We start from the raw sequence: 25,010 nt of genomic DNA, 5'->3' as shown, positions 1-25,010 counted from the left end.
ATACTTGACCTTAGCCATCACTTCCTTCCACTCGAACCAAGCTATCCTTGCTAGCCACCGTTCCTCCTCCAGACTTACATAAGCTAATGTTGCACTTCTGGCTTTGGTGCCCTCCCAGGCCGGGAGGCCTCGCCTTCGGGCATCGCGCGGTGTACATTTCCTTTGCTGCCCTTCGGTCGCAATTTCGCTGAAGCGAAACCAGAAATCTACAAGGCGCTCAACCCAAAGGCTGGGAAGAGGTTCGATAGCCGCTGCCCTTGCTATGCAACAAGTATACTGTCCCCTTGAGGACAAGTGAGAACGAGAGTTCGAAACTTGCGAGCAAAGCTCAATAGGGGTGTAATCGCCTGCAGAAATTCCCCTCCTCGGAGGGGCTAGGGGTGGGTCCTATACTTTGTAGGGACAGGTCGCGACCTGTCCGCACGAGAACTGAGGCTATAAAACTTATACTTCAGCATCAGCAGTTACAGGCTCCCCGCCTTGGCCAAGGAGGGGTTAGGGGTGGTTGGACCCGGCACTGCAGCCCCCTTCCATCCTGATTAAGTGCGGATTGAGCTGGAGCAAACTGCCAGGCGACCTCTACCTTTAGCCTACCTAATTATACTTTCCCGATAAAAAAGTTCTCCCCCTCAGGCAACCTTTCTACTTTCTCCCACATCTTTCTTCTCAAAATCCTTCGCGAGGAATTAACTGACACCTTTTCAGCCGCCCTGCCCGGGTCCGGCCGGTGTTAGAAGACAAAAATCACGTGTTCGTCTAAAAGTATGTTTTAAAACTAAACAGTACCTTGCTATACAAAGTACTATAGTATAAGTTTGCATCATTGTTCCTATTACCAACACTACACAAAATAAAACCATGAAAAGATTTTACGTTTACCTCGCTTTCCTCTTCTTCCTCTGTAGCAGCCATACTTTCGCACAGTCTGCAGGTATGCTCACGGGCACTGTACTTGACGACAAGGAGCAGCCTGTGGGCTTTGTGAATGTGGCTGTGCTGGAAGCTGCCAGTGCCAAAGTAATCACCGGCGCCATTGCCGACATGGACGGTAATTTCCAGATCATGACGCCAGCCAAAGGCACGTACCTGCTCAAACTCAGCGGCCTGGGCTATGTGGAGCTGCAGACACCAACGTTTGAGGTGACTGGCCCTAGTTTTTCGAAGGACTTCGGAAAGCTGCAGGTAAAGCCCGATGTGAAAACCCTGAAGGAGGTGCAGGTGCAGGCCATGCGTCCCACGGTTACCACGGAGCCTGATAAGATGGTGGTGAGCGTGGAGGGAACCGCCATGGCTAGCGGTAGCACCGCCTACGAGGTTCTCTCCAAGTCGCCGGGCGTGTGGATTGACCAGGATGGTAACATCCAGCTCAATGGCAAAGCCGGGGTGCAGATCATGATCAACGGCAAGCGCAGCTACCTGTCTGGCAAAGAGCTGCAGACGCTGCTGCAAGGCATGACGGCCGAGAACATCAAGGACCTGGAGATCATCACCAATCCTTCGGCAAAGTATGAGGCAGAGGGAGCCTCCGGTATCATCAACATCAACCTGAAAAAAGCTGTGGCAATGGGCATGAGCGGCAGCGTGTACGCCGGCTACCAGTACAACAACCTAAGCACCTATACTTCAGGGGCTGAGCTGAGCCACAAAAGCGGCAAGTGGAACTCCTTCGGCAGCCTGGACCTGGCCAACCGCCAGCGTTACCGCGACATGGAGATGCGCCGCATCTTCCTGAACAAAGACGGCAGCACCAGCAACTTCGACCAGACCGGGCGGGAGGAGAACGAGCGCTTCGAACCTTCGCTGCGCATCGGCACCGACTACGACCTCAACGACAGGCACAGCATCGGGGTAATGGCCAACATCATCGCCAGCAACAGCGACAACAGGTTCCTGACCGACTCTTACCTGGACGATGTGAACACGGGCGAAAACCTGTTTATCGATGCCACCAACAAAGCGGATGGGGAGTATAGAAACGGCACTTTTAACCTGCACTACCTGGGCAAACTCGATACCGTGGGCACGACCCTCTCCGCCGACCTGGACTATGTGCACATCACCAGCGACGATAACTTTAAGTTCATCAACCGCACGGAGTTCCTCAACAGCAACAGGCCAACAGAGCAGGAGCTTCTGCTGAGCGAAAACCCGACCGGCTACGACATTTACTCTGCCAAGGTAGACTTTACAAAGCCGCTGAACAAAAAAACGAAGCTGGAGCTGGGTGCCAAGGCCAGCCACGTGAAATCGGATAACGAGCTGCGCTTCTACGAGACCACCGACGGCAGAAAAACAATGGACCCTAACCGTAGCAACCACTTTGTGTACAAGGAAAACATTTTGGCCGCCTATGCTAACCTGAACGCCACCCTGGGCGAGAAATGGACCCTGCAGGCGGGCCTGCGTGCGGAGCAAACCTATGCTAAAGGCGAGTCGCTTGACAAGGAAGAGGGAAAGATTGACCGCAATTACCTGGACCTGTTTCCGAGCGTGTTTCTGCAGCAAAAGCTGAGCGACAACTACCAGATTGGTTACAAGTATAGCCGCCGCATTAACCGGCCGCATTACCAGGCGCTCAACCCGTTCATCTTCTACCTGGACCCTTACACCTGGGCGCAGGGCAACCCGCAGCTGAAGCCGCAGTACACCAACTCCTTTGAGATGACGCACACCCTGAAGCAGACCTACAACCTGATCCTGGGCTATGCTGAGACCAAGAATTTCATCGCCGAGATTCCGAACCAGAACCCGGAGGATAACACTACCGTGTTTCAGCAGCAGAACGTGCGCGACATGAAGAGTGCCCGCGCCACGCTGGTTGCCCCTATCAAGGTTTCCAACAACTGGGATATCAGCAACAACGTGATTGTGATGTACCAGGAGTTCACCAACTTCAACAACGGTAAAATGGTGGTGAATGACCAGGTGACGGCCATTGCGCAGACGACTAACAACATCCTGCTGCCTAAAAACATCCGCCTCGAGCTGGGTGGCAACTACCAGGGAGCAGCTGTTTACGGCCTTTACAGAGTGGAGCCGCAGTGGTGGGTGGATGCCGGCCTGAAACGCAGCTTCCTCGACGACCGCCTGACCCTTAGCATGAACGTGACCGATATCTTCAAGAGCCGCATGATGAAGGTAGACACCGAACTAAATGGCAACGTGAACGCTATCGATCAGTACTGGGGCAACCGTTCTTTCCGAATTAACCTGCGCTACCGCTTCAGCAAAGGCTCCGAGTTTGAGTCGAAGAAGCGCAACGTGAACCTGGAAGAACTCAACCGAACTGGGGGTAATTAACACCTGTTTTGTGTAATGTTGAAAGGCCTGCAGCAATTGCTGCAGGCCTTTTGCATGTGGGTATTCGGCAGGTTTATACTTAAAACTGCCTGGAGTGATTGGCTTGTCTCTTTAAAGTATAACGCCAGTTTTAAGTATTTGAAATTTTGCAGCTCCGGATCCAACCACCCCTACCCCTCCTTGGCTAAGGAGGGGAGCCTCTAATGAACGATTACACCCCTATTGAGCTTTGCTCGCAAGCTTCGAACTCCCGTTCTCACTTGTCCTCAAGGGGACAGTTATACTTGCTTCTTTTTCTGTCATCTCGAGCAGCGCGAGAGATCTATCGGGAATTCTATAGAGATCTCTCCCGAAGGTCGAGATGACAAAAAGCAGTAGCTATCGAAAGATTCCCAGCCTTTGGGTTGAGCGCCTTGTAGATTTCCGGTGCCCGGTAAGGGCATTGCGACCGAAGGACAGCAAAGGAAATGTACACCGCGCGATGCCCGAAGGCGAGGGCCCCTACCCCCAAGGCGAGGCCTCCCGGCCTGGGAGGGCACCAAAGCTAGAGATGAAACTGTAGGTTTGTAAGTCTGGAGGATGAACGGCAGCTAGCAAGGATAGCTTGGTTCGATTGGAAGGAAGCGGTAGCTATGAGAGTATAAATAAAGTATAGTCTACGCGGACTTGGAAGTCCGCAGCAGAGGAGGCTCCGGACAGAGATGTCCGGAACAGCTATCTTAAAGTATAGAAGTATAACTTCAAGTGCCGAAGCTATACTTTACCACACATAAGTCCCCACAGCGCCGGCATTTAACTTGGTAGCCACCACTTTGCCTTCGTGCCTGATGTTAAAGCGTTGCCTGTACTCGCTGTCGTTCAGCACAATCAGCACCGTTTTGCCATCCGGGGTTTTGTAGGCCACGTTAGGTAATTCCTTCAGCTCATCGCTTTGCACGCGCACCGAGCCTGGCCGTACGAACTTGGAAGCGTGCGCGATGATGTAGTAAGCCGGGTTGCGGGTAATGGTGTTGCCATCGATGGTGAGGGCGCCGAGGCATTGGGTACAGCCGCCGGGCGTGTGGGGTTTCTGCTGTGGGTCTGCCGCCAGGTTCCACTCCAGCACAGTTTTGCTCCAGTTGCGCGGGGCGCCGATAATGAGGTTTTTCAGGTGCCAGCGCACATCGCCTGCAAAGTTGCCCGGCGCCCCAATCCACTGCTCGGTAAAGTATAAGTGCTTATCAGGGTGCGCCGCGTGTACTTTCGAGAGGGCGTCTATGGTGCCGCCGTACAGGTGGAAGGCAGAGCCATCAATGTACTGCTTCGCCTCCGGGTCGTCGAGTATGGAGATGGGGTAGTCTGGGCGGTCGGCGTTGTGGTCGTAGATGACGATTTTGGTGCTCAGGTTAGCCGCTTTAAAGGCAGGCCCCAAACTCTGCTTGATAAAGTTTGCCTGATCCTGGGCCTGCATCAGCAGACTGGGGTTATTGCCCGGGTGCAGGGGCTCATTCTGCACCGTGATGGCATCTATGGTGATTCCCTCTGCCGCCATTCCCTCGACATACTTTACAAAATACCGGGCGTAGGCATCGTAATGCGCAGGTTTCAGGCTGCCACCAATGGAGTTGTTGTTGGTTTTCATCCAGGTGGGCGGCGACCAGGGCGAGCCCATGATCAGGATGTCCGGGTTGATGGCCAGGATTTCCTTGAGCACCGGAATAAGGTATTTCTTATCCGGCGAAAGGTCGAACTGCTCCATCATCTCGTCTGTCTGGCCGGCGGGCAGGTCGTTATAAGAAAACACCTCCGGGTCCAGGTCTGAGGCTCCGATACTTACCCGCAAATAGCTCACGCCAATGTTGTTTCCGTCCGAGCCGAACAGCTCCTGAAGTATAGCGGCCCGTTCCTGCGGGGCCATCTGGTGCAGCAGCATCGCACTGCCGCCGGTCAGGGTATAGCCGAAGCCGTCCATACTTTGGAAGGTCTGTGCGTCATCCACCTCAATTGTCTGAAACTGGTTTGCGGATGTCCCGAATGTGATGCTTGAATCCTGTAGCTCGAACAACGAAGACTGATCCGGTGTCGTGAGCCAGAGCGCCACCTCTGCCCCCGTTGTTTGTTCTTCTTCCCCCGAACTTTCCTTCTTGCAGGCGACCAGCCCCGTAATAATTAGCGACACCATGAGCGTACGGTGCAGGATTTTCTTAGTAAAACTGAGGTGGAGCATGACAGTTGGAGCGTTTAGAGGTACAGGAATCCTCTAAAAATAGTAAAAAAATTATATACTTGGCGCCTGAGATAACCAGAAATATAGAATAACTGTTGTACTAGAAACAAAGGTGCTGCTTTATACTTCGGCACCGTACAATTATACTTTAGCGAAAGCAATTGCATGAAGGCTGATCATACTTTACCCACCGACCATTACACCCTTACAGTCACCGGCATCCGGGAGGAACGACCTGATTTCAAAACCTTTATACTGGAGCCGGACATGCCTTTGGAATATAAAGCCGGGCAGTACCTCACGCTGGTGCACACGGAGAAAGATGAGGATATCCGCCGATCCTACTCCTTCACCTCCTCCCCTGCCCTTAACGAACCGCTGAGCGTTGGGGTGAGGCGTATTGACAACGGGTTCTTCTCGCGTCGGTTGGTAGATGATGTGCAGGTGGGCGATACCTTGTATGCCGCCGGAGCTGCCGGGCTTTTTGTCCTCCCGGAGAACATGCAGGACTACCGGCAGGTATTTTTGCTGGCAGCCGGAAGCGGCATCACGCCAGAGTTGTCGCTGCTTAAAACCATACTTTATACGTTGCCGGATGTGGCCGTCACGCTCATCTACAGCAACAGCAATCCGCAAAAAGCCATTTATAAAGAGGAGCTGGAGCAACTGGCAGCGGCTTTCCCCGATCGCTTCAAACTCCACTTCCTGTTCAGCAATTCCCCCGACCTGGCCCAGGCCAGGCTCTACAAAGACCTGCTGCAACAACTGGTGCGGCAGTATGCCGTGGCGCCCCTGCACCAGGTGCTGTTCTACACCTGCGGCCCGCTGGGCTACATGCGCATGTGCTACTGGGCGCTTACGCAGCAAGGCGTACCGCACGAAAACATCCGCCGCGAAAACTTCGACACCACCAAGGTAGCCATCAAGCAAATGCCACCCGACACCGATCCGCATGAGGTGCTACTTCATTACAAGGACCAGGCGTATCAGCTGACGGTGGAGTACCCCGACACCATCCTTCGGGCGGCGCGCAAGGCCGGGCTGAACCTTCCGTTCAGCTGCGAGGCCGGCAAGTGCGGCAACTGCACCGCCCGCTGCACCGAGGGCAAAGTATGGATGTCGTATAACGAGGTGCTGACCGAGCGAGACCTGCAACAGGGCCTGGTGCTGACCTGCGTGGGCTACCCTGTAGGTGGTCCGGCACAGTTAGAGTTGAAGTCGTAAGAAAGGCTTTCTCCTCCTGTTTTTCCGGCCGAAACCCGTAACTTTAGCCCCGGCGGTTATCGCCGCCTCAACATTGGAATTTTAAACAATCGATACTATGAGCTCTGAAGTACGCAGCCTGGAGCCAAAGGCGCTTTGGGAAAACTTTGCTGACCTGAACGCTGTGCCGCGTCCCTCCAAAAAGGAGGAGCGTGTGATACAGTTTATACTTGACTTCGGCCACAAACTTGGCCTGGAAACCATCAAGGATGAAGTGGGCAACGTCATCATTAAAAAGCCCGCCACTCCGGGCTTGGAGAACCGCCAGACCGTGGCCATGCAAAGCCACCTGGACATGGTGCACCAGAAAAACAACGATACCGCCTTCGACTTCGACACGCAGGGCATCGACATGTACGTGGACGGCGATTGGGTGAAAGCCCGCGGCACCACGCTGGGCGCCGACAACGGCATCGGCGTAGCCACCATCATGGCCATACTTGCTTCCAAGGACATCCCCCACCCGGCTATCGAGGCACTTTTTACGATTGATGAGGAAACCGGTATGACCGGCGCATTGGGCCTGAAAGGCGGTTTGCTGGAGGCAAGTATACTGTTAAACCTGGATACCGAAGACGACCGCGAACTGACCATCGGCTGTGCCGGCGGCGTGGACGTAACGGCTACAGGAAAGTATGAGCAGGAAGCTACACCGGCCGCCATGGCAGGTTACAAGCTCACCGTAAAAGGCCTGACCGGCGGACACTCCGGCATGGATATCATCCTTGGCCGTGCTAATGCGAATAAACTGATGAACCGCCTGCTGCACCACGCGGCCAGGCAGTTTGATGTGCGCCTCGGAAGTATAGACGGCGGCGGTCTGCGCAATGCCATCCCAAGAGAATCGACTGCTATACTTGCTGTATCTGAGAAAGATAAAGCAGCATTTGAAAAGTACGTGGCCGATCAGCACACCATCCTTGCCCAGGAGTATAAAACCACCGATCCGAACCTGCAGGTGCAGGTGGAGGTGGCAGAAGCGCCTGCTCAGGTTGCCACCCAAGCCTTCACCTCGACTTTCTTCCGCGCCATTTACGCCACGCCAAACGGCATTTACCGCATGAGTCCCAAGATTCAGGGGCTGGTGCAGACCTCGAACAACGTGGCGCGCGTGGAGTTGAAAGACGGTGCCTACAAAATCCTGTGCCTAACCCGCAGCGCGGTGGATTCGGAGAAGATGGATTTGGCGGCAGCCATTCAGTCGGCGCTGGAACTGGCAGGAGCTGAAGTGACGCTGAGCGGCTCCTACCCTGGCTGGACGCCTAATCCGGACGCTTCTATCATCAAGTTGATGAGCGACCTCTACCGCAGCAAGTTCAACAGCGAGCCGGACGTAAACGCCTGCCACGCCGGACTTGAGTGCGGCATCATCGGCGCCAACTACCCGGGCATGGAGATGATTTCTTTCGGTCCCAACATCCGCGGCGCCCACTCCCCCGACGAGAAAGTACAAATCAGCTCGGTACAGAAATACTGGGACTACCTGCTCGAAACCCTGCAGCGCATTCCGGTAAAGTAGTTATCAGCGGTTAGTTATTAGTTGTTGGGATGGAGTATACTTGCTTCATCTGCCCTTCTTTTTTAGCTAAGTATAAACAGGAAAGCTGCCCAAAGCATGGGCGGCTTTCCTGTTTTAGAGAGGAGAATGGCTGTTTGGGATTTCAATAAGCTCCTTTTGCCGTGCCGGGTCCAACCACCCCTACCCCTCCTTAGCTAAGGAGGGGAGCCTGTTAATACTGTTGCTGAAGTATAAGCTTCGTAGTCAAAGTACAAACACCCCTGTAGTCCCCTCAAGGGGACAGTCTATACTTGTTGCATAGCAAAGGAAGCGCCTATCGATTCTGTTCCCAGCCTTTGGGTTGAGCGCCTTGTAGATTTCTGGTTTCGCTTCAGCGAAATTGCGACCGAAGGGCAGCAAAGGAAATGTACACCGCGCGATGCCCGAAGGCGAGGCCTCCCGGCCTTGAGGGAGCCAAAGCTAGAGATGAAACAGCAGCTTATGTAAGACTGGAGGATGAACGGGAGCTAGTAAGAATAGCTTATTTCCAGGTGCAGGAAGCGGCGGCTAGAAAAGTATAAACCGGCAAGTAAAAAGTATAGCTAAAGTATAAAGTATGGCTTTTCAAGCCAGTTGGGTTACAAACCCAACATCATAGGTAGGCACGAGTTGCAAACTCGCGCCAGCGGGAACGACCATTAGCGGCACAAGCGGATGCTTGCGCCAGCAAAATATAAAGTATAGCAGAAGTATAAAACATGGCTCTTTGAGCCAGTCGAGTCATAGAATCTACATCATTTTAGGACACAAGTCTGAAGACTTGCGCCAGAAATAAAACTGCCCTCCGCAGGTAGCGGAAGGCAGTTTATAATTTTAGATGCCTGTAATTTCAAAACTCAACTATTAAACATCTCCTCATAATATTGATGCGCCATGCGGTTAGACTCAAAGTGCGGCACCACATTGCGCATACTTTGCTTCATGATATGTACCCAGCGGTCCTGGTTGTGGTAATAGACCGGTACGATTTCCTTTTCGAGGAGGCGCATCAGGTTGTTGTAATCCTCATCATCCTGCACCTCGTTGGGCTGCGAGATATCGGCAATGGGTAGCACAAAGCTATTCTCGCCGTGGCGCGCGTACTCCGGCAGCCAGCCGTCCTGCACCGATAAGTTCACGCCACCGTTCATGGCCGCGGTCATGCCGCTCGTGCCTGACGCCTCGCGGGGGCGTCGCGGCGTGTTGAGCCAAATATCGCAGCCCTGCTTCAGCTTCCGCGACAGCTCGATCTCGTAGCCTGAGAGCACGGCTACGTTCTTCAGTTGCTGGGATAGCTTCACCAGTTTGTTAAACACATTGATGGCGCCGTAGTCGAACGGATAAGGCTTCCCGGCCCAAATCACCTGCACGGGCATTTCCTCGTTGTTGATCAGGTCCACGAAGCGCTCGATGTCGCGCACCAGCAGGTCGGCGCGCTTGTAGGCGGCAAAGCGGCGGGCCCATACAATGGTGAGCACATCCGGACGGAACAGTTTGCCCGCCTGGTCGGCCACAACCTTAAACAGCTGCTTTTTCAGCTCCTCCTTACGCCTGCGCAATGCCGCATCGTCGTCGCGCTCCTGCGCCTGCCACAGCTCCGTATCTGCCCAAAAGCTAAAATTCTGCGCATTGGTGATGGCCTTAATCTCGCAGACCCCCTCGTTGTCGTACCACATGTCGCGGGCCACTTCGCCATGCAGCTGCGATACTCCATTGGCCACCTTCGCCAGGCGCAGGGCCGCCAGCGTATGGTCGAACATCTGCCCGTGCATGGCAGTAATCTCCCGCACCTCCTCCAGCGGCAGCCCGTTAAAGAAGCTCATGCGGTGCAGCAGGTAAATGTCGTGCTGCTCGTTTCCAGCCTTCTCGGGGGTATGGGTGGTAAAAACCAGGCGCTTCCGCACCTCATCCAGCTTGCCGAAATCTTCGAATAGCTTAAAAGCCAGCGGCAGGGCGTGCCCCTCGTTCATGTGGTAAATCTCGGCTCCGCCCAGCGCCTCCACTACCTTCGCCCCGCCTACGCCCAAAACTATACTTTGCGCGATGCGCGCCTGCGGCTCCGGGTCGTACAGGCGGTGCGTGATGGTGCGGGCCAGGTGGTCGTTGTCGGGGATGTCGGTGGTGAGGAAGTACATGGGCACCGTGCCGAAAACATCAGGCCGCAGCACCAGCGCCTTCACCAGCACCGGATGCTCGTTTACCAGCACCCGAACGGTTATTCCCGGATCCTCCAGGAAAGAGTAAAACTTCTGCTGAAAGTGCGGGCGCATCGTCTGGTCTTCGTTCCGTTCCTGGTCGTAGTAGCCGTATTTCCAGAGCATGCCGATGCCAATCATGTTTTGCCGCAGCTCGTAGGCGCTGCGCATGTGCGAGCCCGCCAGAAAGCCGAGGCCACCGGAGTATACTTTCAGGGCCTGATCGATGCCGTACTCCATGCAGAAGTAGGCCACACGCTTGTTATACTGTTCCGTAATCTCATAAGGATGATACCATCTGCTATATTGTGAAGCCATAGAGAGCCAGTCGTTTATACTTTACAAAAATCGTTTCTCTTGTTACCTCCGGCCTATAAACGGTAAAAGCCGGAAATACTGATATACCCAAACCAGGTACGCAGGTTTCAGATTTATAGATAGGAATCTTAAAATATACCTGTAAGTCAGCTTTATAGTCGTTACATTTGCCACAGTAGATTTTATAAGAGAATTTTGGTTCTCAAAATTAGGAACTAAAAGAACTTACTTATACCTTTGCATTGTTCTTATCCCAGACACACGAGAACAAAGTATAAAAACATGAACCTAACAGACAAGCAGCGGGCATTAATAGAGCGTATCGGCGTTTTCATGGAGAAGTCCGGGATGCAGCCTGCGGCGGGCCGCATTATGGGACTGCTTTACGTGTCTGACAAGCCTGAGCTTACGTTTGACGAGATCCGCGAGGTACTGGGTATCAGCAAGAGTGCCACCAGCAACGCCCTGAGCATGCTGCAGCACCTCAACCGCCTGGAGTACATTACCTACAGCGGCGACCGCAAGCGCTATTTCCGCCTGAAGCTGGACAAATGGCGCGACCTGGTGATGCAGGGAGTGGAATCCATCACCGACTTTTCGGAGACGCTGCACGAGGTGGTAGCCGAGCGCACCAGCGAAACGAAAGAGTATAACCAAAACCTGCTGGAAGTGGCCGACTTCCTCAAGTACCTGCACCAGGAGCTTCCGAAGCTTCTGACAGCGTGGGAGCAGCAGAAGAAGTAATTTTTTTTGCCCTAATTGGTTCTTTTAGTACAGAACTAATTATACCTATCTAGAACTTAGTAAATTATTCTTAACTACACAACACCGTGATAAAGAAATATTTTTTAATCGGACTGATGGGGCTTTTCCTGAAGCCGGCCTTTGCCCAGGAACCGGCCACATCTGGTCAGGTGCAGGAGCTGACGCTGCAGGAAAGCCTGAACTATGCCCTGGAGAACAACGAAAACATCCAGAAAGCATCCTTAGACGAGATTGGCTCCCAATACCAGGTAAAAGAGGCCCGCAGTGCAGGCCTGCCGCAGGTGGATATAAAAGGACAGGGTGTCAGAACCATTGAGAAAGCCCGCATAGCCTTACCAGCCGAATTTAACCAGGAAGGTACCGGCCCGCTTATCGCGCAGATGGGTACGGACTACAACATGCAGGCGGGCCTTTCAGTGTCTCAGCTGCTGTTCAGCAAATCATACTTTGTGGGTCTGAAGGCTGCACAATCGGCTGAAGACCTGTACCGCATCCGCAAGGAAATGACCACCGAGGAGGTGATTTACAACGTGGGCAGCGCCTATTATCAGGTACTGCAAACCCAGGAGCAGTTCAACAACATTAACGCTAACCTGGAGAAGCTAACGCAGCTGGAGCGCATCCTGCAGCTGCAGTACGAGAACGACCTGGTAAAGAAGGTGGACGTGAACCGCATCAAGGTGAACAAGATAAACCTGGAGAACCAGAAGAAAAGCCTGATGACGGCCTATGAGCAGCAGCAAAACGTGCTCAAGTTCTTCATGGGCATGCCGCTGGAGCAGCCTATCAAGCTTAGCGGTTCCGCAGAAGACGCCCTGCTGCTTCAGCAACCAACTCTGGCTAACACCGAGAATCTGGCCCAGAACCGTGCCCAGTACCAGGTGCTCAATAAGCAAAAGGAACTCAAGTCGCTGGAGATGGAGAATGTGAAGGCGGGCTACTACCCTACCCTGTCGGCTTTCGGCAGCTACAACTACCAGACCCAGTACGACGGCCAGTTGTTTGGCAACCCGACTACCATGTGGTTCCCGAACTCGCAGGTGGGCCTGCAGTTGAATATCCCCGTGTTTGATGGCCTGCGCAAGAAAGCCCAGGTACAGCAGCGGGAAGTGGAGCTGCAGAAGATTGACCTCGACATCAAGCAATACAACAAAAACACGCAGGTAGAGCTGACCAATGCCATCGCGCAGCTGCAGAACAGCCAGAGCTCCATTGTGGCCCAGGAAGAGAATGTGAAGCTGGCCCAGGAAGTATACGACACTACCAACCAGCTCTACAAAGAGGGCCTCTCGCCACTGACGGACCTGCTGAACGCCGAGACATCGCTGCGGGAGGCGCAGACCAACCTCAACAACGAAAGACTGAAGTATAAACTGGCCGAACTGAACTACCTGCAGGCCACAGGAGATTTGGAAACACTAACTAAATAAGACATACACGACATACGAAGATGAAGAAGGTAATTTATATCCTGGTTGCGCTGGTTGCTTTGGGTGCTATTGGCTATAAGCTGATGAGTAACAAGGAACAAATGGCTGCCAACGCCGCCGTAGCTGAGATCCGAAGCGAAGCCATCCCGGTAAGCATTACAGAAGTAAAAACAGCCCAACTCGATAAATCTTTTAGAGCACAGGGCAACTTCGCCCCTATCCAAAGCCTGACGCTTTTGTCTGAAACGCAGGGGCAGATACAGAAGGTGCTGAAGCGCAAAGGCGACAAAGTAAAAGCCGGAGAACTGCTGATTCAGGTGGAGAGCAACACCATGTCGGCTGACCTGGCCACGGCCCAGACAAACGCCGAGAAAGCAAAAAAAGACCTGGCGCGTTTTGAGAACCTGGCCGCCGGTGATGCCATCACGCAGCGCCAGCTGGAGGATGCGCGCCTGGCTGCCAAGTCTACACAGGCACAACTGGTGGCTGCCCGTCAGCGCCTGGCCAAAACACGCATCACCGCCCCTATCAGCGGGGAGATCAACGAGATTTATGTAGAGGTTGGCTCTTACCTGAACCCAGGCACCAAGCTGTACGACATTGTGAACGTGGACAAGCTGAAGCTGCAGGTAAAAGTAAACGAAAGCGAAGTGCTGCTCATCGGCAAAGGCGACAAAGTAACGGTGAAAGCGAATGCCGGATCGGGCCAGGAGTATGAGGGCGTGGTGACCGCCATCGCCGCACAGGCCGACCCTACCCTGAAGTTTGACGTGGAAGTGGAGGTGAAAAACGCTGCTAACAACAACCTGAGAGCAGGTATGTATGGCACCGCCTTCTTTGAGGTAGCCGAGCAGCGTGACGCCCTGTTATTGCCACGCGAAACCATCGTAGGCAGCATTCAGAACCCTAACGTGTACGTGGTGAAAGATGGCAAAGCGACTATGCGCAAAGTAAAAGTAGGCGTGGTGACACAGGACCAGGTAGAAATACTGGATGGCGTGCAGCCGGGTGAGCAGATCGTCAGAAGCGGCCAGATCAACCTGCGCGAAGGCATCAACGTGTCGGTGCTGAAGTAAGATCTGCAGCGATTATCATCCCCCTGCCCCCTTCAAAGGGGGACATAGCAAGGGCTACTATACTTCCACCTGTTACCTTCAAACATCCCCTGAAGGTATGGAGGCTAGGCAAGAGCGACAAAGGAAAAAACCAAAGTAACGACAGGAAAGTCCCCCTTTGAAGGGGGTGGGGGGATGATTACACCTTAGATTAAAAAATTTCTTTCTTAAGATTATCTAGAAATGAACATAACCAAATTATCGATACAGCGATCAACCCTGGTGGTGGTGGTGTTTACCGTCCTCACCCTGCTGGGGGTTGTCAGCTACCAATCGCTTAACTACGAGCTGCTGCCCAAGTTCAGCCCGCCGGTGCTTACCGTAAGTACCATTTACCCCGGTGCCTCGCCAAACGAGGTGGAGAACTCCGTAACCAAGGAGATTGAGGACGTGCTGTCTTCGCTGGAGAACGTGAAGGAGATGAAGAGTACCTCACTGGAGAGCTTTTCCATCATCACCATCCAGCTGAACCAGGGCACCAACGTGGACCTGAGCCTGCAGGACGCGCAGCGCAAGATCAACACCATTCTGGCCAAGCTGCCGGAGGATGCGGACGCGCCAACGTTGAACAAGTTCGACTTCGACGACCTGCCTATCATTAAGATGGGTGCCACAGCCAACATGACCCCGACTGAGTTCTACGACCTGATCGACAAGAAGATTAAGCCGGAGTTGTCCAGGGTGCCAGGTATGGCGGCCATTAAAGTACTCGGTGGCCAGGAGCGCGAGATCAAGGTAAACATCAACGCCAGCAAGCTGGAGGCCTACAACCTGTCTATCCTGCAGGTGCAGCAGAAAATCGGCAACTCCAACCTCGACTTCCCGACCGGAAGAATTAAGCAGGAAAGCGGCCAGACTCAGATACGATTGGCTGGTAAGTTCCAGTCGCTGGACCAGCTGCGCAACCTGGTGCTGCGCGATGACCAGAACGGCATCGTGCGCCTCTCTGACGTAGCCGAAGTACAGGACACGCAGAAAGACATCGAGGTAATGAACCGTATCAACCAGAAGTCCTCGGTGGGTATCACCATCCAGAAGCAGTCTGATGCGAACGCCGTGGAAGTGAGCCGCCTCACCAAGGAAGCGCTTGCCAAGCTGGAGCAAACCTATGCGGCCGAAGGCCTGCAGTTTAACATTGCCAACGACTCCTCCGACTTTACCCTGGAGGCTGCCGACTCGGTAATGCACGACCTTATTATTGCGGTGATACTGGTGGCGGTGGTGATGTTGCTGTTCCTGCACTCGCTGCGCAACGCCGTCATCGTAATGATTTCTATCCCGGCATCTTTGGTGGCAACCTTTATTGTGATGTACCTGCTGGGTTACTCCCTGAACCTGATGTCGCTGCTGGCGCTCTCGCTGGTGGTAGGTATCCTGGTGGACGACGCCATTGTGGTGATTGAGAACATTCACCGCCACATGGAAATGGGCAAGAAGCCGGCCCAGGCCGCTTACGACGGTATCCGCGAGATCATGGCGACGGTAACTTCCATCACCCTCGTAATTGCGGTGGTATTTATCCCGATTGCCCTGTCCTCCGGCCTGGTGTCCGACATCCTGCGTCAGTTTGCCGTGGTAGTAGCGGTAGCAACCATGATCTCCCTGTTCGTGGCCTTTACGCTGATTCCGTTGCTGGCCAGCCGTTTCTCGCGCCTGGAGCATATCTCGGGCACAAACATTTTCGGCAGGTTTATACTTGCCTTCGAGCGCCTGCTGGACAGAATCATCGATGGTTTTACCGCTGCGCTGCAATGGGCTTTCAACCATAAGTTCATCACGCTTGGCGTCACGATGCTGATGCTGGTGGCCTCGTTCATGCTGCCTAAGTATGGCTTCATCGGTTCGGAGTTCGTGCCATCCGGTGACCGTGGTGAGGTGAGCCTGATGCTGGAGCTGCCCAAGAATGCCACTGTAGAGCAAACCAACTTTGCCACACAACAGGTAGAAGAATACCTGCTGGCTATCCCGGAGGTAGAGAAAGTATTTACCACAGTAGGTACCACTTCTACAGCCCAGGAAGGCCAGAACACAGCTTATAAAGCCGAGGTGTCGGTAACGCTGGTAGACGTGAAGGAGCGTAGCTTCAGCACCAACCAGTTCGGTCGCCAGGCAAAAGCTGACATTGAGAGCCGAATTCCGGACGTGGAAGTGACACCGACCCCGGTAGGCCTGGTAGGTAGCGCACAGGCGCCAATTCAGATCATCGTTTCCGGCTCTAACCTGGACTCTGTCATGGCTTTCTCGCAGAAAGTGGTGGATATCACAGAAAACGTGGAAGGTACCGTGGACGTGGAAACTTCGGTGGAGGGTGGTAACCCTGAGATTGAGGTAGTAGTGGACCGTGACAAGATGGCCAGCGTTGGCCTGTCGCTGGAGAACGTGGGCGCGAGTATGCAGCTGGCCTTCAGCGGTAACTCCGACATTACCTTCCGCTCCGGCACCGAGGACTACGATATCAACATCCGCCTGGATGAGTTCGACCGCCGCAGCGTAACTGACATCGGCAACCTGTCTTTTGTGAACAACCAGGGCCAACTGGTGCGCCTGGCACAGTTTGCTGACATCAAGCAGTCTACAGGTCCGTCGCAGTTGGAGCGTTACAACCGTGTGACCTCCGTAACCGTGACTTCTCAGGTCATCGGCCGTCCGTCCGGTTCCATCGGTGCCGATATTCAGGCCAAGATGGCTGAGGTGGACATGCCGGGCGGCATCACAGTTGAGTTTGGCGGTGATCTGAAGAACCAGAGCGAGGGCTTCGGTACGCTGGGTATCGCGCTGATGGCCTCCATCATCTTCGTGTACCTGATCATGGTGGCGCTGTACGACTCTTACGTGTACCCACTGGTGGTACTGTTCTCTATTCCGCTGGCGATTATCGGTGCCTTGCTGGCCCTGGCGCTGGCAGCCCAGTCGCTAAGCATCTTCTCCATACTTGGTATTATCATGATGATTGGTCTGGTAGCCAAGAACGCGATTATGGTGGTGGACTTTACCAACAACCTGAAAGCGGAAGGCGTGCCGGTGAAGGAGGCCTTGATTGAAGCCGTTCGAATCCGATTCCGCCCTATCCTGATGACGACGCTGGCGATGGTGATTGGTATGTTGCCGATTGCGCTGGCAGGTGGCTCTGTGGGTGCTGTGAAGAACGGCCTGGGCTGGGCCCTGATTGGTGGTCTGAGTTCTTCGATGTTCCTGACCATGATTGTGGTGCCGATCATCTACTATGGCTTTGACCGCATCCTGGCCAAGTTCGGGCTGGATAAGAAAACCGTTATCGAGCTGGAAGAGAAATCAATGGAAGAGCTGGAGCACGAAACAAAGTCGCTGGAAGAGAAGAAGATGGCGCACGAGTTCGCGCACTAAAATAATTTTCTGTAATACCCATAATGACTGTTTAGTAATGATTTCCGGGGGCTGCTGGCTCCCGGAAATTTACCTTAGCCAGAACAGTTTCTGAAAATCAATTTTACCTGATTTACCCTTATGCCATGAACAATGTTAGTCTTAACACCCAGGCAATTCAGAACGAGGTGGTGAACATCATCACATCGGTTACAAACATTAACCCTAACCGCCTGCTGCAGGTCCGCGACCTGACCAGCCTTGGCCTTGATATTATCGACGTGGTGGATATCATTCTGCAGGTGGAGAAAACCTACCAGTTGACGATACCTGACGAGGTGCCGGTTTATACGTTAGACGACTTCGTGAACTACGTATCCACCCAAACCCTGAAACAGGCAAGCTAAAACCGGATGCCTTCAACAGAAAAGGGAGCTGCAAGTATAATCTGCAGCTCCCTTTTCTGTTTTTAAAGTATAGTTTATACTTTGATTTTATACTTTGGCTCTCCCTCGCTCGCCTCTGGCGAGTGTGAGGTATTATAGTGGCGTCCCGCCACATGAGCCTCATCCTCCATTTGCTGGCGCGGGTTTGTAACCCGTGCCTTTTTATGAGGTCGGATTTGTAATCCGACTGGGCCGGAGGCCCAATTATAACCGCTCACGAGCGTGGACGCTCGCGCCATAAAATAGGGCTTTGCAGCATGTAACGGCCCAGGTAAAAGGATAACAGCGGCCAGAGGCCGCTGTATAACCCACACTCGCCGGAGGCGAGCGAGAGAAAGGCTCCCTTTCTATTCTCCTGAAGTATAGATTTATACTTGGTTTATACTTTAGCCTCAGGGTTTATACTTCAAAAATATAGTACGTAGGGTCGTAGCCCTCTTGCTGAAGTATAGGCCTGGATACATTAAAGACTTTCACTCCTTTGGATGTCTCTCCCTCCAGCGTGCCGATGTGCGCATGCCCGTGAAAGGCTGCGATAACCCCCCGCCGGTTAATTGGCTCGGCCAGACGCGAGGAGCCCAGGAACGGGAAAATCTGCTCGGGCTCTCCTACTACTGTGGCCTTAATTGGAGCATAGTGCAGCACAGCGATCTTCTTTATATCGACGTGATCGTTCTCGAGGCGGGCCAGGGCACCGTCCAGTTTCAGGGCCTCATCCACCGCCTCCTGCACAAAGCTTTTTATCATAGGCTCGCCGAACATACCCAGCATGCCTCTGTCAAAACCGCCGCCAAAGCCCTTCACCCCGGCAAAGCCCACATCCCCGATCACGATGCTGTCACCATCCAGGATATACACATTATCCCGCAACAAAGCTTTCCGGATACTTTTCTGGTTGTCGCGCTCATAGTCGTGGTTGCCCAGCACCGCCACTACCGGGATGGTGCATACTTTCATTTCCTGGGCCAGCACCTCCGCCTCGGCGGTGCGGCCGGTGTCAGTCAGGTCGCCGCAGAGCAGCAGCACATCCGCCTCCTCCGAGGCCTTTCTGAAAAACTCCTCCCATTTTCCGCGGTCCGTCTCCCGCACATGTATATCCCCTACTGCCGCAATCCTGGTCTTTTTCTCTTTTTTTGTAGCCATGCCTTACTAAACAGATCTGATGGTAACTACCTTAAAGTCCCATTCCGTGATGTCGATTTTATACTGTGTCTGATCGATGAGCGGTCCGCGGCAGATTTTCTCCTTCGGCGCCGGCATCTCCAGCTCGTCCTTGGCGCGCTTAAACAAATCATCCACCAGCCACTTGGGTATCAGGTCCCGCTCCGACGGATACACGAACTGGAACGAGAGGAACTGCGCCAGCAGCAGCTGCCAGTGCGTTTCCATGTGCTGCCACAGCCATTTCCAGTCCAGGCGGTCGCCGTAGCGCAGGATAATGTGGTTGATGTCGGCCCCGTCGTAACGCTCCCTGTTCTGTACGTACAGCTTCGACCAGATAAGGGTTTCGGCGGGGATCACCTTTACCTTAATGCCCAGCAGTTCGCTTTGGGTGGCGCGTTCAAACCAGCTGTCGTCCACGGCGCAGTGGTTGCCGGGGTTGTTGAAGATGATGTCCATGAAGTGGTCGCCCCGGATGGCCTTGGCCAGCCAGCGCACGTCCGTCAGTTCGGTTTCAAAGCCGTTTTCCTTGAAAGCCTTGAGCAGCGCGGGCGTGTCGCTGCCCTTGCAAAACACGTCCAGGTCCTTCGTGTCGCGCATGATATCGGTATAGAGGCGCAGGGCAAAGCCCCCGCCCACCATAAAGTCGATGTTGCTCTCGGTCATGATGCTCAGGGCCTCGCGGTAGAACTCATGCGCATCCTGGCGATGAATCCCCTCTTGTAGTTCTATTACTTTAGCCATTATAGGTCTTTATGTCTTGTTGTTGGTGGATACTGGCAGCCGTCGGTGCGGGCTGCGGCTGGCCATGGTAGGGTACTGCTTTGGGAGCAGCTCTCTGCGGTTTGCACACCAAAGCAGCGTAGAGATGTTGTACTATCTTAGCGGACGGTTTGTTGCCTGCTTTTGAACAAATTATCAGTATGGTGCCCTGTGACGCGCTAATCCAAAGTATAGCAAAAGCATTTATTGTACTATAACAAGTATAAATTATTTAAGTGGCTTGTTCGTCACGTAGAAGGGAATGTTGGCGGTGGACAGGTTGTTCTGCCCGTCGCGCAGGTATAAGTATAGCCGGTAAGCGCCCTCTTTCTGCGGGGTGTGCAGCCATACTTTGGTACCCTCCTGCCGCACCAGCATGTCGGCCACCGGCGCGGGCTTTTCCTGCTTGTCGGCATTGCCATCCTGCACCTCCGACTCGGGCAGCACCTCCCACTCTACCTGCAGCGAGTCCTGCTCAGGGTCATAGGAAAAGGCGGCTCCCTCGAATGTTTGGCCAGGCCTCAGGTAGATCTGGTCAAAGGCGAACTTCTCATCCAAGGTAAGGTAAGCAATGTAGGGCGGTTTGTTCAGCGTGGAGGTAGTAGTATCGCCCCAGAGCTGGCGCATTTCGTGCACCAGAGCCGTTTCCTCGCCCTGCTCGTTTATCAGGCTAAACCAGGTGGGTGTAGTTTCCTGCTTGTTGCCCCACAAAAACACATAGGAGCCCAGGCAGCGGCTGGTGTCTGCCAGCACCGACTGCTCGTAGCGGTGGCGGGCAAACTCAGCCTTCTCCGAGCTTGTCTGCTCGATGGGGGCCATCCACCAGGTATAATAGGACTCCCAGTAGCCGCGCGCACCGAACTCTGAAACCACATAAGGGCCTTTCCAGTCGGTTTTGGCCAGTTCCCCAGGCAGGTTGTGCATGGCCCCGAACGAGTTGATGGAAAGGATATCCAGCGCCGGCGCTCGCTTGACAATCAGGTTTACGACCTTGTGGGGCACGTTCATGATGGTCGTGGTGGTGGGATGGTCGGGATCAACTTCGTGGATCATTTCGGCAATCCCGTTCACAGCGTCCCATACTTTCACGTTGGAGCCATCAGCATAGAGCTCGTTCCCGATGCCCCACATCAGCAGGGCCGGATGGTCTTTATACTTGAGTACTACCTCGCGCAGCTCCTCCCGCTGCTGGGCTACCAGCTTTTTATCGTAGTAGTTAAAGCCCTCGCGCTCGCGGGCCATCCAGAGGCCGAGGGTAACGGTAAGCCCGTGGGCGTGGGCTGAGTCGAGCACCTGCTGGGCATTATCCGTGTGCCACACCCGCACCGAATTGCCGCCATACTTGCTCAGGCGGCCAAAATATTCGTAGCCGGCAGCGCCTTTGATAAAATAGGGCTCTCCGTCCCGCATCAGCACAAAGGTCTCTCCTTTCTTTACCACTTCCACCTTTCTGCCCTTGGGTTTATACTTCTCGGCAAGGTCTGGGGAGGTGCTGCAGGCAAAGAGCAGCTGGCTTAACATGAGGTATAATACAATATTGGGCAGGAGCCGCATAAGCGAAGAGTGAAACATAGTGGTGTGGCGGAATGGAAGATTTTTTCAATCCAAACGCTGGGGTTTACGCAGAACATTTCTGCTTGTTTCAAGTATAAGGAGCTTGATAAAACGCAATTAATACTATATAAGCATCCTTAAAAAGTACTTTCCACACCGATGCGCTTACCCAACTTCACCTTTACATCCTAAAGCAGAGGTACCTCATGCGACACTTTTTCTCCGCTTCACATACAACTACTTATACTGAAATACAGGAAAACAACCCGGAACAGGCACAGCTTCGGCGCGACGTGCGCACCATCCGCTTCATGATATGGATGGGCCTGCTCACGATGGCGCTCTTTCTGTACTGGTTTATTGATGAGGACCACATCGGCTACGAACCGCTGTACTGGCTCCTGACCACCGCACTGACCTTTAAACTGCTGCGCACGCTGCACGAGTGGTACCACTACTACGCCGTCAGCATACCCGAGAAACCCGAGCTGCGCACCAAGTACACAGTAGACATCCTGACCACCTACTGCCCCGGCGAGCCGCACAGCATGGTCATCAACACGCTGGAGGCGATACAGAATATCCGCTACCCCCATACCACCTACCTCTGCGACGAAGGCAACGACCCGGTACTGAAAGCGGAGTGCGCGCGGCTGGGCGTGGTGCACGTTACCCGCACCGAAAAAATCAACGCCAAGGCCGGCAACATCAACAACGCCCTGAAGCAAGCCACCGGCGACATCTGCCTTATCCTGGACCCCGACCATATACCCGAGCCGGAGTTTCTGGACGAGGTATTGCCCTACTTTGAGGACCCGGAGGTTGGCTTTGTGCAGGTGGTGCAGGGCTATTATAACCAGAAGGAAAGCCTGGTAGCCTACGGGGCGGCCGAGCAAACCTACAGCTTCTACGGGCCTATGATGATGGGCATGAACAGCTACGGCACGGTGCAGGCCATTGGGGCCAACTGTACCTTCCGCCGCAAGGCGCTGGATAGCATTGGCGGGCATGCGGCAGGCCTGGCCGAGGACATGCACACGGCCATGCAACTGCACGCCAAGGGCTGGAAATCGAAGTATGTGCCTAAGATGCTGAGCCGGGGACTGGTACCAGGTACTCTGGCGGCTTACTACAAGCAGCAGATAAAATGGGCTCGCGGCACTTTTGAGCTGCTGTTTATGGTCTACCCGAAGCTGTTCCGCCACTTTACAACACGTCAGAAAATCCACTACTTCACCTTGCCGCTTTACTACCTGTTTGGCGTCTTCAACCTGATTGACTTCCTGATTCCGGTGCTGGCGTTGGTGCTGGTGGAGTTTCCGTGGTATGTATCATTGGGGGAATTTGTGGTGATGTTTGCGCCGTTCTTCTGCATCTCCATCTGCATCCGGCAGTTTGCGCAGCGCTGGTACCTGGAGAAAAACGAGAAAGGCTTTCACCTCTTCGGCGGTATCCTGCGTACCGGCACCTGGTGGATTTTTCTGCTGGGCTTCGTTTACTCCATCCTGCGCGTTAAGGTACCCTACATCCCGACCCCCAAGGACGATAAACCGAAGAACAATTACCTGCTGAGCCTGCCCAACTTCCTGGTGATAATTGCCAGCTTCTGGGCCATCGCCTACAGCCAGTTGGAGTACGGCCACCTATACGACAACCCCTATGTGCAGATGATGGCGCTCTTTACGCTAACGAACGTGGCCATACTGGGCAGCATCGTGGTGATTGGGCAGGAGCGCTTCATGGAATGGGTGCGACACTACCTGCTGCATGCTCGTCTGCTGCAGCCCCTCTTTATGCCGCTGCGCTATGCTATCTGGCGTACGCGCCACGGGTTCTACGACGGCATCCGCTATGCGGCTGTGTTGGTGGTCATGGTGGCCACAGTGGTTTCTGTGAGCTTTATTTTCGGGAAGGACGAGCTGCTACGCTACTGGAGTGAGCGTTCAGTGGAAGCCTCCCCCACTTCCGAAACCGCAGCACAAGCACTCACGCCTCCCAAGCCCCTATCTCAAAAGCCGGTAAACTAATCGCCTCAACCCCTGCGGCCCCTATTCGTTTAGATAGAAAGTGAACTTGCTTTTAAACCTAAAAACCAAAAAGCTATGAATTCAGATTTTTCGAATCGTTCTGGAAGAGGCGACAGCCGGGAGTTTCATACCCATCGCTCTGACCGCTACCGCTTTCCGGAAAGGGACAGCAGCTACCACTTTGATGATTACGGTTCTTCGGCCCGGGGCGGCTACGGCAACGAGGGCTACAGTGACACCTGGGGCAATCAGGGCAACGAGATGGGCGGCTCCCGAAACGTGGCCAACCGTGGTTTCAGCACCTACGACACAGGCCGGAACTTCGGCAACATGGGCAGCTATGGCGGCGCCCAGGGCTTCGGTGATTACCGGGGCGGCCAGCATCCGCAGGGAAGCAACTACAATTACTACAGCGGTATGGGTTCCCGCGGAGAGAGCGACATGGGGCGGGAACGCCACAGAAGCCACGGCTATGAGAGCGACTACGACAGCCACGGCTCGGGCTATAATAATGAGATGGGCTCCTCGCTCTACGGCTCGGACACGTCGCGCAGGTTCCAGGGCTCCGACCAGGGCCGCTACGACTTTGACCGCGACAACTACAACCAAGGCAGCGGCAGCTTCCGCGGCTCCGACAGGGACAGAGGCTCTTCCGGCTACGGCAGTTCTGGCGGCGGCTACATGGGCAGCGGCTATAATCGCTCCAGCCGCAGCGACTACGGCACCGGCAACTACGGCTCCATGGGCAGCTACGACCGGGGCAGCAGCAGTATGAGCTACGGTGAGCCTTACAGCATGCGCGATACCAGCAGCCGCTACACCGAGTACCCGAACGACACCTATCCCCGCGACACGGAAAACACCCGCATCCAGCACCGCGACAGCGACTATGATTACGACCCGGACCACAGCTTTGACGTGCGCCGGGACCCGGAGTACATCAGGAGCCATAACCGCAGCCGCACCTGGGACCGCGGACATGAAGGCAACAGGGATTATGACAGATATTGATTTGAGGTAAAGTATAAAAGCGCAGCAACAGGTTGCGCTTTTATACTTTATAGCGTTCTGCAGGTGTTGGCTGTGCTATACTTTATACTTGCCGGCCATAACTGGCGCAAGTAGCCGCTTGTGCTTTTGAAACACTGCTTCCCGCAACCTCTCCTCCGCTGGCGCGAGTTTGCAACTCGTGCCTACTATGGTGTTGGGTTTGTAACCCAACTGGCTCGCAGAGCCATATTTGCTTCGGCTATACTTTTATACTTGGCAATTTATTTTCCTAGCCACAGCTTCCTGCAACTGGAGCTAAGCTATCCTTACTAGCTACCGCTCATCCTATAGTTCGCACATACCTATTGTTGCATCTATACTTTGGCTCCCTCCTAGGCCGGGAGGCCTCGCCTTTGGGCATCGCGCGGTGTGCCTGAAGCTGCCTCCGCTCTGCTCCGGCTGCCTCACTTCGTTCGGCACCGCAACATCCACAAGGCGCTCAACCCAAAGGCTGGGAAAAGTTCGATAGCTGCTGCTCCTGCTGTCATCTCGACCTTAGGGAGAGATCTAAATAGAATTCCCGATGGATCTCTCCCTAA

Annotated in this window: 16 protein-coding genes; 10 read left to right on the top strand and 6 right to left on the bottom strand. The window is 54.1% G+C overall.

The features are described from left to right. The first annotated feature begins 858 nt into the window (after positions 1-858). Positions 859-3,300, top strand: coding sequence for a TonB-dependent receptor (locus C8N40_RS05595; RefSeq protein ID WP_108210794.1), 2,442 nt, complete (start codon positions 859-861; stop codon positions 3,298-3,300). Positions 3,301-4,060: 760 nt separating this feature from the next. Here C8N40_RS05595 and C8N40_RS05590 read toward each other — a convergent pair. Next, a complete protein-coding gene (locus tag C8N40_RS05590) occupies positions 4,061-5,506 on the bottom strand; it encodes a glycoside hydrolase family 30 protein (protein WP_245905007.1) in 1,446 nt (481 codons plus the stop codon). A 165-nt stretch (positions 5,507-5,671) separates the two neighbouring features. Between C8N40_RS05590 and C8N40_RS05585 the strand changes: the two genes are divergently transcribed. Then, a complete protein-coding gene (locus C8N40_RS05585; RefSeq protein WP_108210793.1) occupies positions 5,672-6,730 on the top strand; it encodes a ferredoxin--NADP reductase in 1,059 nt (352 codons plus the stop codon). 97 nt (positions 6,731-6,827) lie between these two features. Further along, positions 6,828-8,288, top strand: coding sequence for an aminoacyl-histidine dipeptidase (locus C8N40_RS05580; protein ID WP_108210792.1), 1,461 nt, complete (start codon positions 6,828-6,830; stop codon positions 8,286-8,288). A gap of 875 nt (positions 8,289-9,163) precedes the next feature. On the opposite strand, the gene glgP is transcribed toward C8N40_RS05580, so the two are convergent. Further along, on the bottom strand, positions 9,164-10,819 hold the full coding sequence (gene glgP, locus C8N40_RS05575; protein ID WP_108210791.1) for an alpha-glucan family phosphorylase: 1,656 nt from the start codon (positions 10,817-10,819) through the stop codon (positions 9,164-9,166). A gap of 282 nt (positions 10,820-11,101) precedes the next feature. Between glgP and C8N40_RS05570 the strand changes: the two genes are divergently transcribed. The 5 genes from C8N40_RS05570 (at position 11,102) to C8N40_RS05550 (ending at position 17,878) form a co-directional block, all read left to right on the top strand. After that, positions 11,102-11,563 carry a GbsR/MarR family transcriptional regulator gene (locus C8N40_RS05570; RefSeq protein WP_108210790.1) on the top strand — a complete coding sequence of 154 codons (462 nt, stop codon included), beginning with the start codon at positions 11,102-11,104 and terminating at the stop codon, positions 11,561-11,563. Positions 11,564-11,649: 86 nt separating this feature from the next. Beyond that, positions 11,650-13,014: a TolC family protein gene (locus C8N40_RS05565; RefSeq protein WP_245905006.1), complete on the top strand. Its 1,365-nt coding sequence runs from the start codon at positions 11,650-11,652 to the stop codon at positions 13,012-13,014. A gap of 20 nt (positions 13,015-13,034) precedes the next feature. Beyond that, positions 13,035-14,090 (top strand): efflux RND transporter periplasmic adaptor subunit, encoded by a 1,056-nt coding sequence (locus C8N40_RS05560; RefSeq protein ID WP_108210789.1) that lies wholly within the window; start codon positions 13,035-13,037, stop codon positions 14,088-14,090. A gap of 222 nt (positions 14,091-14,312) precedes the next feature. Continuing rightward, positions 14,313-17,492 (top strand): efflux RND transporter permease subunit, encoded by a 3,180-nt coding sequence (locus tag C8N40_RS05555; RefSeq protein WP_108210788.1) that lies wholly within the window; start codon positions 14,313-14,315, stop codon positions 17,490-17,492. Positions 17,493-17,617: 125 nt separating this feature from the next. Further along, positions 17,618-17,878, top strand: a complete 261-nt coding sequence (locus tag C8N40_RS05550; RefSeq protein ID WP_108210787.1) for an acyl carrier protein — start codon at positions 17,618-17,620, stop codon at positions 17,876-17,878. Between the two features lie 74 nt (positions 17,879-17,952). Here C8N40_RS05550 and C8N40_RS22405 read toward each other — a convergent pair whose 3' ends face one another. The 4 genes from C8N40_RS22405 to C8N40_RS05535 all read right to left on the bottom strand — a co-directional run bounded on the left by C8N40_RS22405 (position 17,953) and on the right by C8N40_RS05535 (position 21,361). Beyond that, the gene (locus C8N40_RS22405; protein WP_146173513.1) at positions 17,953-18,156 is read right to left on the bottom strand and encodes a hypothetical protein; all 204 of its coding nucleotides are present in this window, start codon (positions 18,154-18,156) and stop codon (positions 17,953-17,955) included. Between the two features lie 160 nt (positions 18,157-18,316). After that, complete coding sequence (locus C8N40_RS05545; protein ID WP_108210786.1) at positions 18,317-19,060, bottom strand: metallophosphoesterase family protein; 744 nt, start codon at positions 19,058-19,060, stop codon at positions 18,317-18,319. A 6-nt stretch (positions 19,061-19,066) separates the two neighbouring features. Then, positions 19,067-19,822 carry a nucleotidyltransferase gene (locus C8N40_RS05540; protein WP_108210785.1) on the bottom strand — a complete coding sequence of 252 codons (756 nt, stop codon included), beginning with the start codon at positions 19,820-19,822 and terminating at the stop codon, positions 19,067-19,069. Positions 19,823-20,068: 246 nt separating this feature from the next. Further along, complete coding sequence (locus C8N40_RS05535; protein WP_245905005.1) at positions 20,069-21,361, bottom strand: glycoside hydrolase family 2 TIM barrel-domain containing protein; 1,293 nt, start codon at positions 21,359-21,361, stop codon at positions 20,069-20,071. 239 nt (positions 21,362-21,600) lie between these two features. Here C8N40_RS05535 and C8N40_RS05530 point away from each other — a divergent pair, with 239 nt between their 5' ends. Together C8N40_RS05530 and C8N40_RS05525 are read left to right on the top strand one after the other, a co-directional pair. Then, positions 21,601-23,421 (top strand): glycosyltransferase, encoded by a 1,821-nt coding sequence (locus tag C8N40_RS05530; protein WP_108210783.1) that lies wholly within the window; start codon positions 21,601-21,603, stop codon positions 23,419-23,421. A gap of 75 nt (positions 23,422-23,496) precedes the next feature. Continuing rightward, complete coding sequence (locus C8N40_RS05525; protein ID WP_108210782.1) at positions 23,497-24,432, top strand: hypothetical protein; 936 nt, start codon at positions 23,497-23,499, stop codon at positions 24,430-24,432. Positions 24,433-25,010 lie beyond the last annotated feature (578 nt).

This window comes from Pontibacter mucosus (genome assembly GCF_003054055.1).
GTDB classification, from domain to species: Bacteria; Bacteroidota; Bacteroidia; order Cytophagales; family Hymenobacteraceae; genus Pontibacter; species Pontibacter mucosus.
This window is presented reverse-complemented; position numbering and strand designations above follow the sequence as displayed.

Bases quoted from the DNA above. Each gene is read 5' to 3' on its own strand.
- C8N40_RS05545 (WP_108210786.1), bottom strand. From the start codon at position 19,060: ATGGCTACAAAAAAAGAGAAAAAGACCAGGATTGCGGCAGTAGGGGAT.
- C8N40_RS05560 (WP_108210789.1), top strand. From the start codon at position 13,035: ATGAAGAAGGTAATTTATATCCTGGTTGCGCTGGTTGCTTTGGGTGCT.
- C8N40_RS05540 (WP_108210785.1), bottom strand. From the start codon at position 19,822: ATGGCTAAAGTAATAGAACTACAAGAGGGGATTCATCGCCAGGATGCG.
- C8N40_RS05530 (WP_108210783.1), top strand. From the start codon at position 21,601: ATGCGACACTTTTTCTCCGCTTCACATACAACTACTTATACTGAAATA.
- C8N40_RS05585 (WP_108210793.1), top strand. From the start codon at position 5,672: ATGAAGGCTGATCATACTTTACCCACCGACCATTACACCCTTACAGTC.
- C8N40_RS05555 (WP_108210788.1), top strand. From the start codon at position 14,313: ATGAACATAACCAAATTATCGATACAGCGATCAACCCTGGTGGTGGTG.
- C8N40_RS05580 (WP_108210792.1), top strand. From the start codon at position 6,828: ATGAGCTCTGAAGTACGCAGCCTGGAGCCAAAGGCGCTTTGGGAAAAC.
- C8N40_RS22405 (WP_146173513.1), bottom strand. From the start codon at position 18,156: ATGGCGCGAGCGTCCACGCTCGTGAGCGGTTATAATTGGGCCTCCGGC.
- C8N40_RS05570 (WP_108210790.1), top strand. From the start codon at position 11,102: ATGAACCTAACAGACAAGCAGCGGGCATTAATAGAGCGTATCGGCGTT.
- C8N40_RS05535 (WP_245905005.1), bottom strand. From the start codon at position 21,361: ATGTTAAGCCAGCTGCTCTTTGCCTGCAGCACCTCCCCAGACCTTGCC.
- C8N40_RS05590 (WP_245905007.1), bottom strand. From the start codon at position 5,506: ATGCTCCACCTCAGTTTTACTAAGAAAATCCTGCACCGTACGCTCATG.
- glgP (WP_108210791.1), bottom strand. From the start codon at position 10,819: ATGGCTTCACAATATAGCAGATGGTATCATCCTTATGAGATTACGGAA.
- C8N40_RS05525 (WP_108210782.1), top strand. From the start codon at position 23,497: ATGAATTCAGATTTTTCGAATCGTTCTGGAAGAGGCGACAGCCGGGAG.
- C8N40_RS05550 (WP_108210787.1), top strand. From the start codon at position 17,618: ATGAACAATGTTAGTCTTAACACCCAGGCAATTCAGAACGAGGTGGTG.
- C8N40_RS05595 (WP_108210794.1), top strand. From the start codon at position 859: ATGAAAAGATTTTACGTTTACCTCGCTTTCCTCTTCTTCCTCTGTAGC.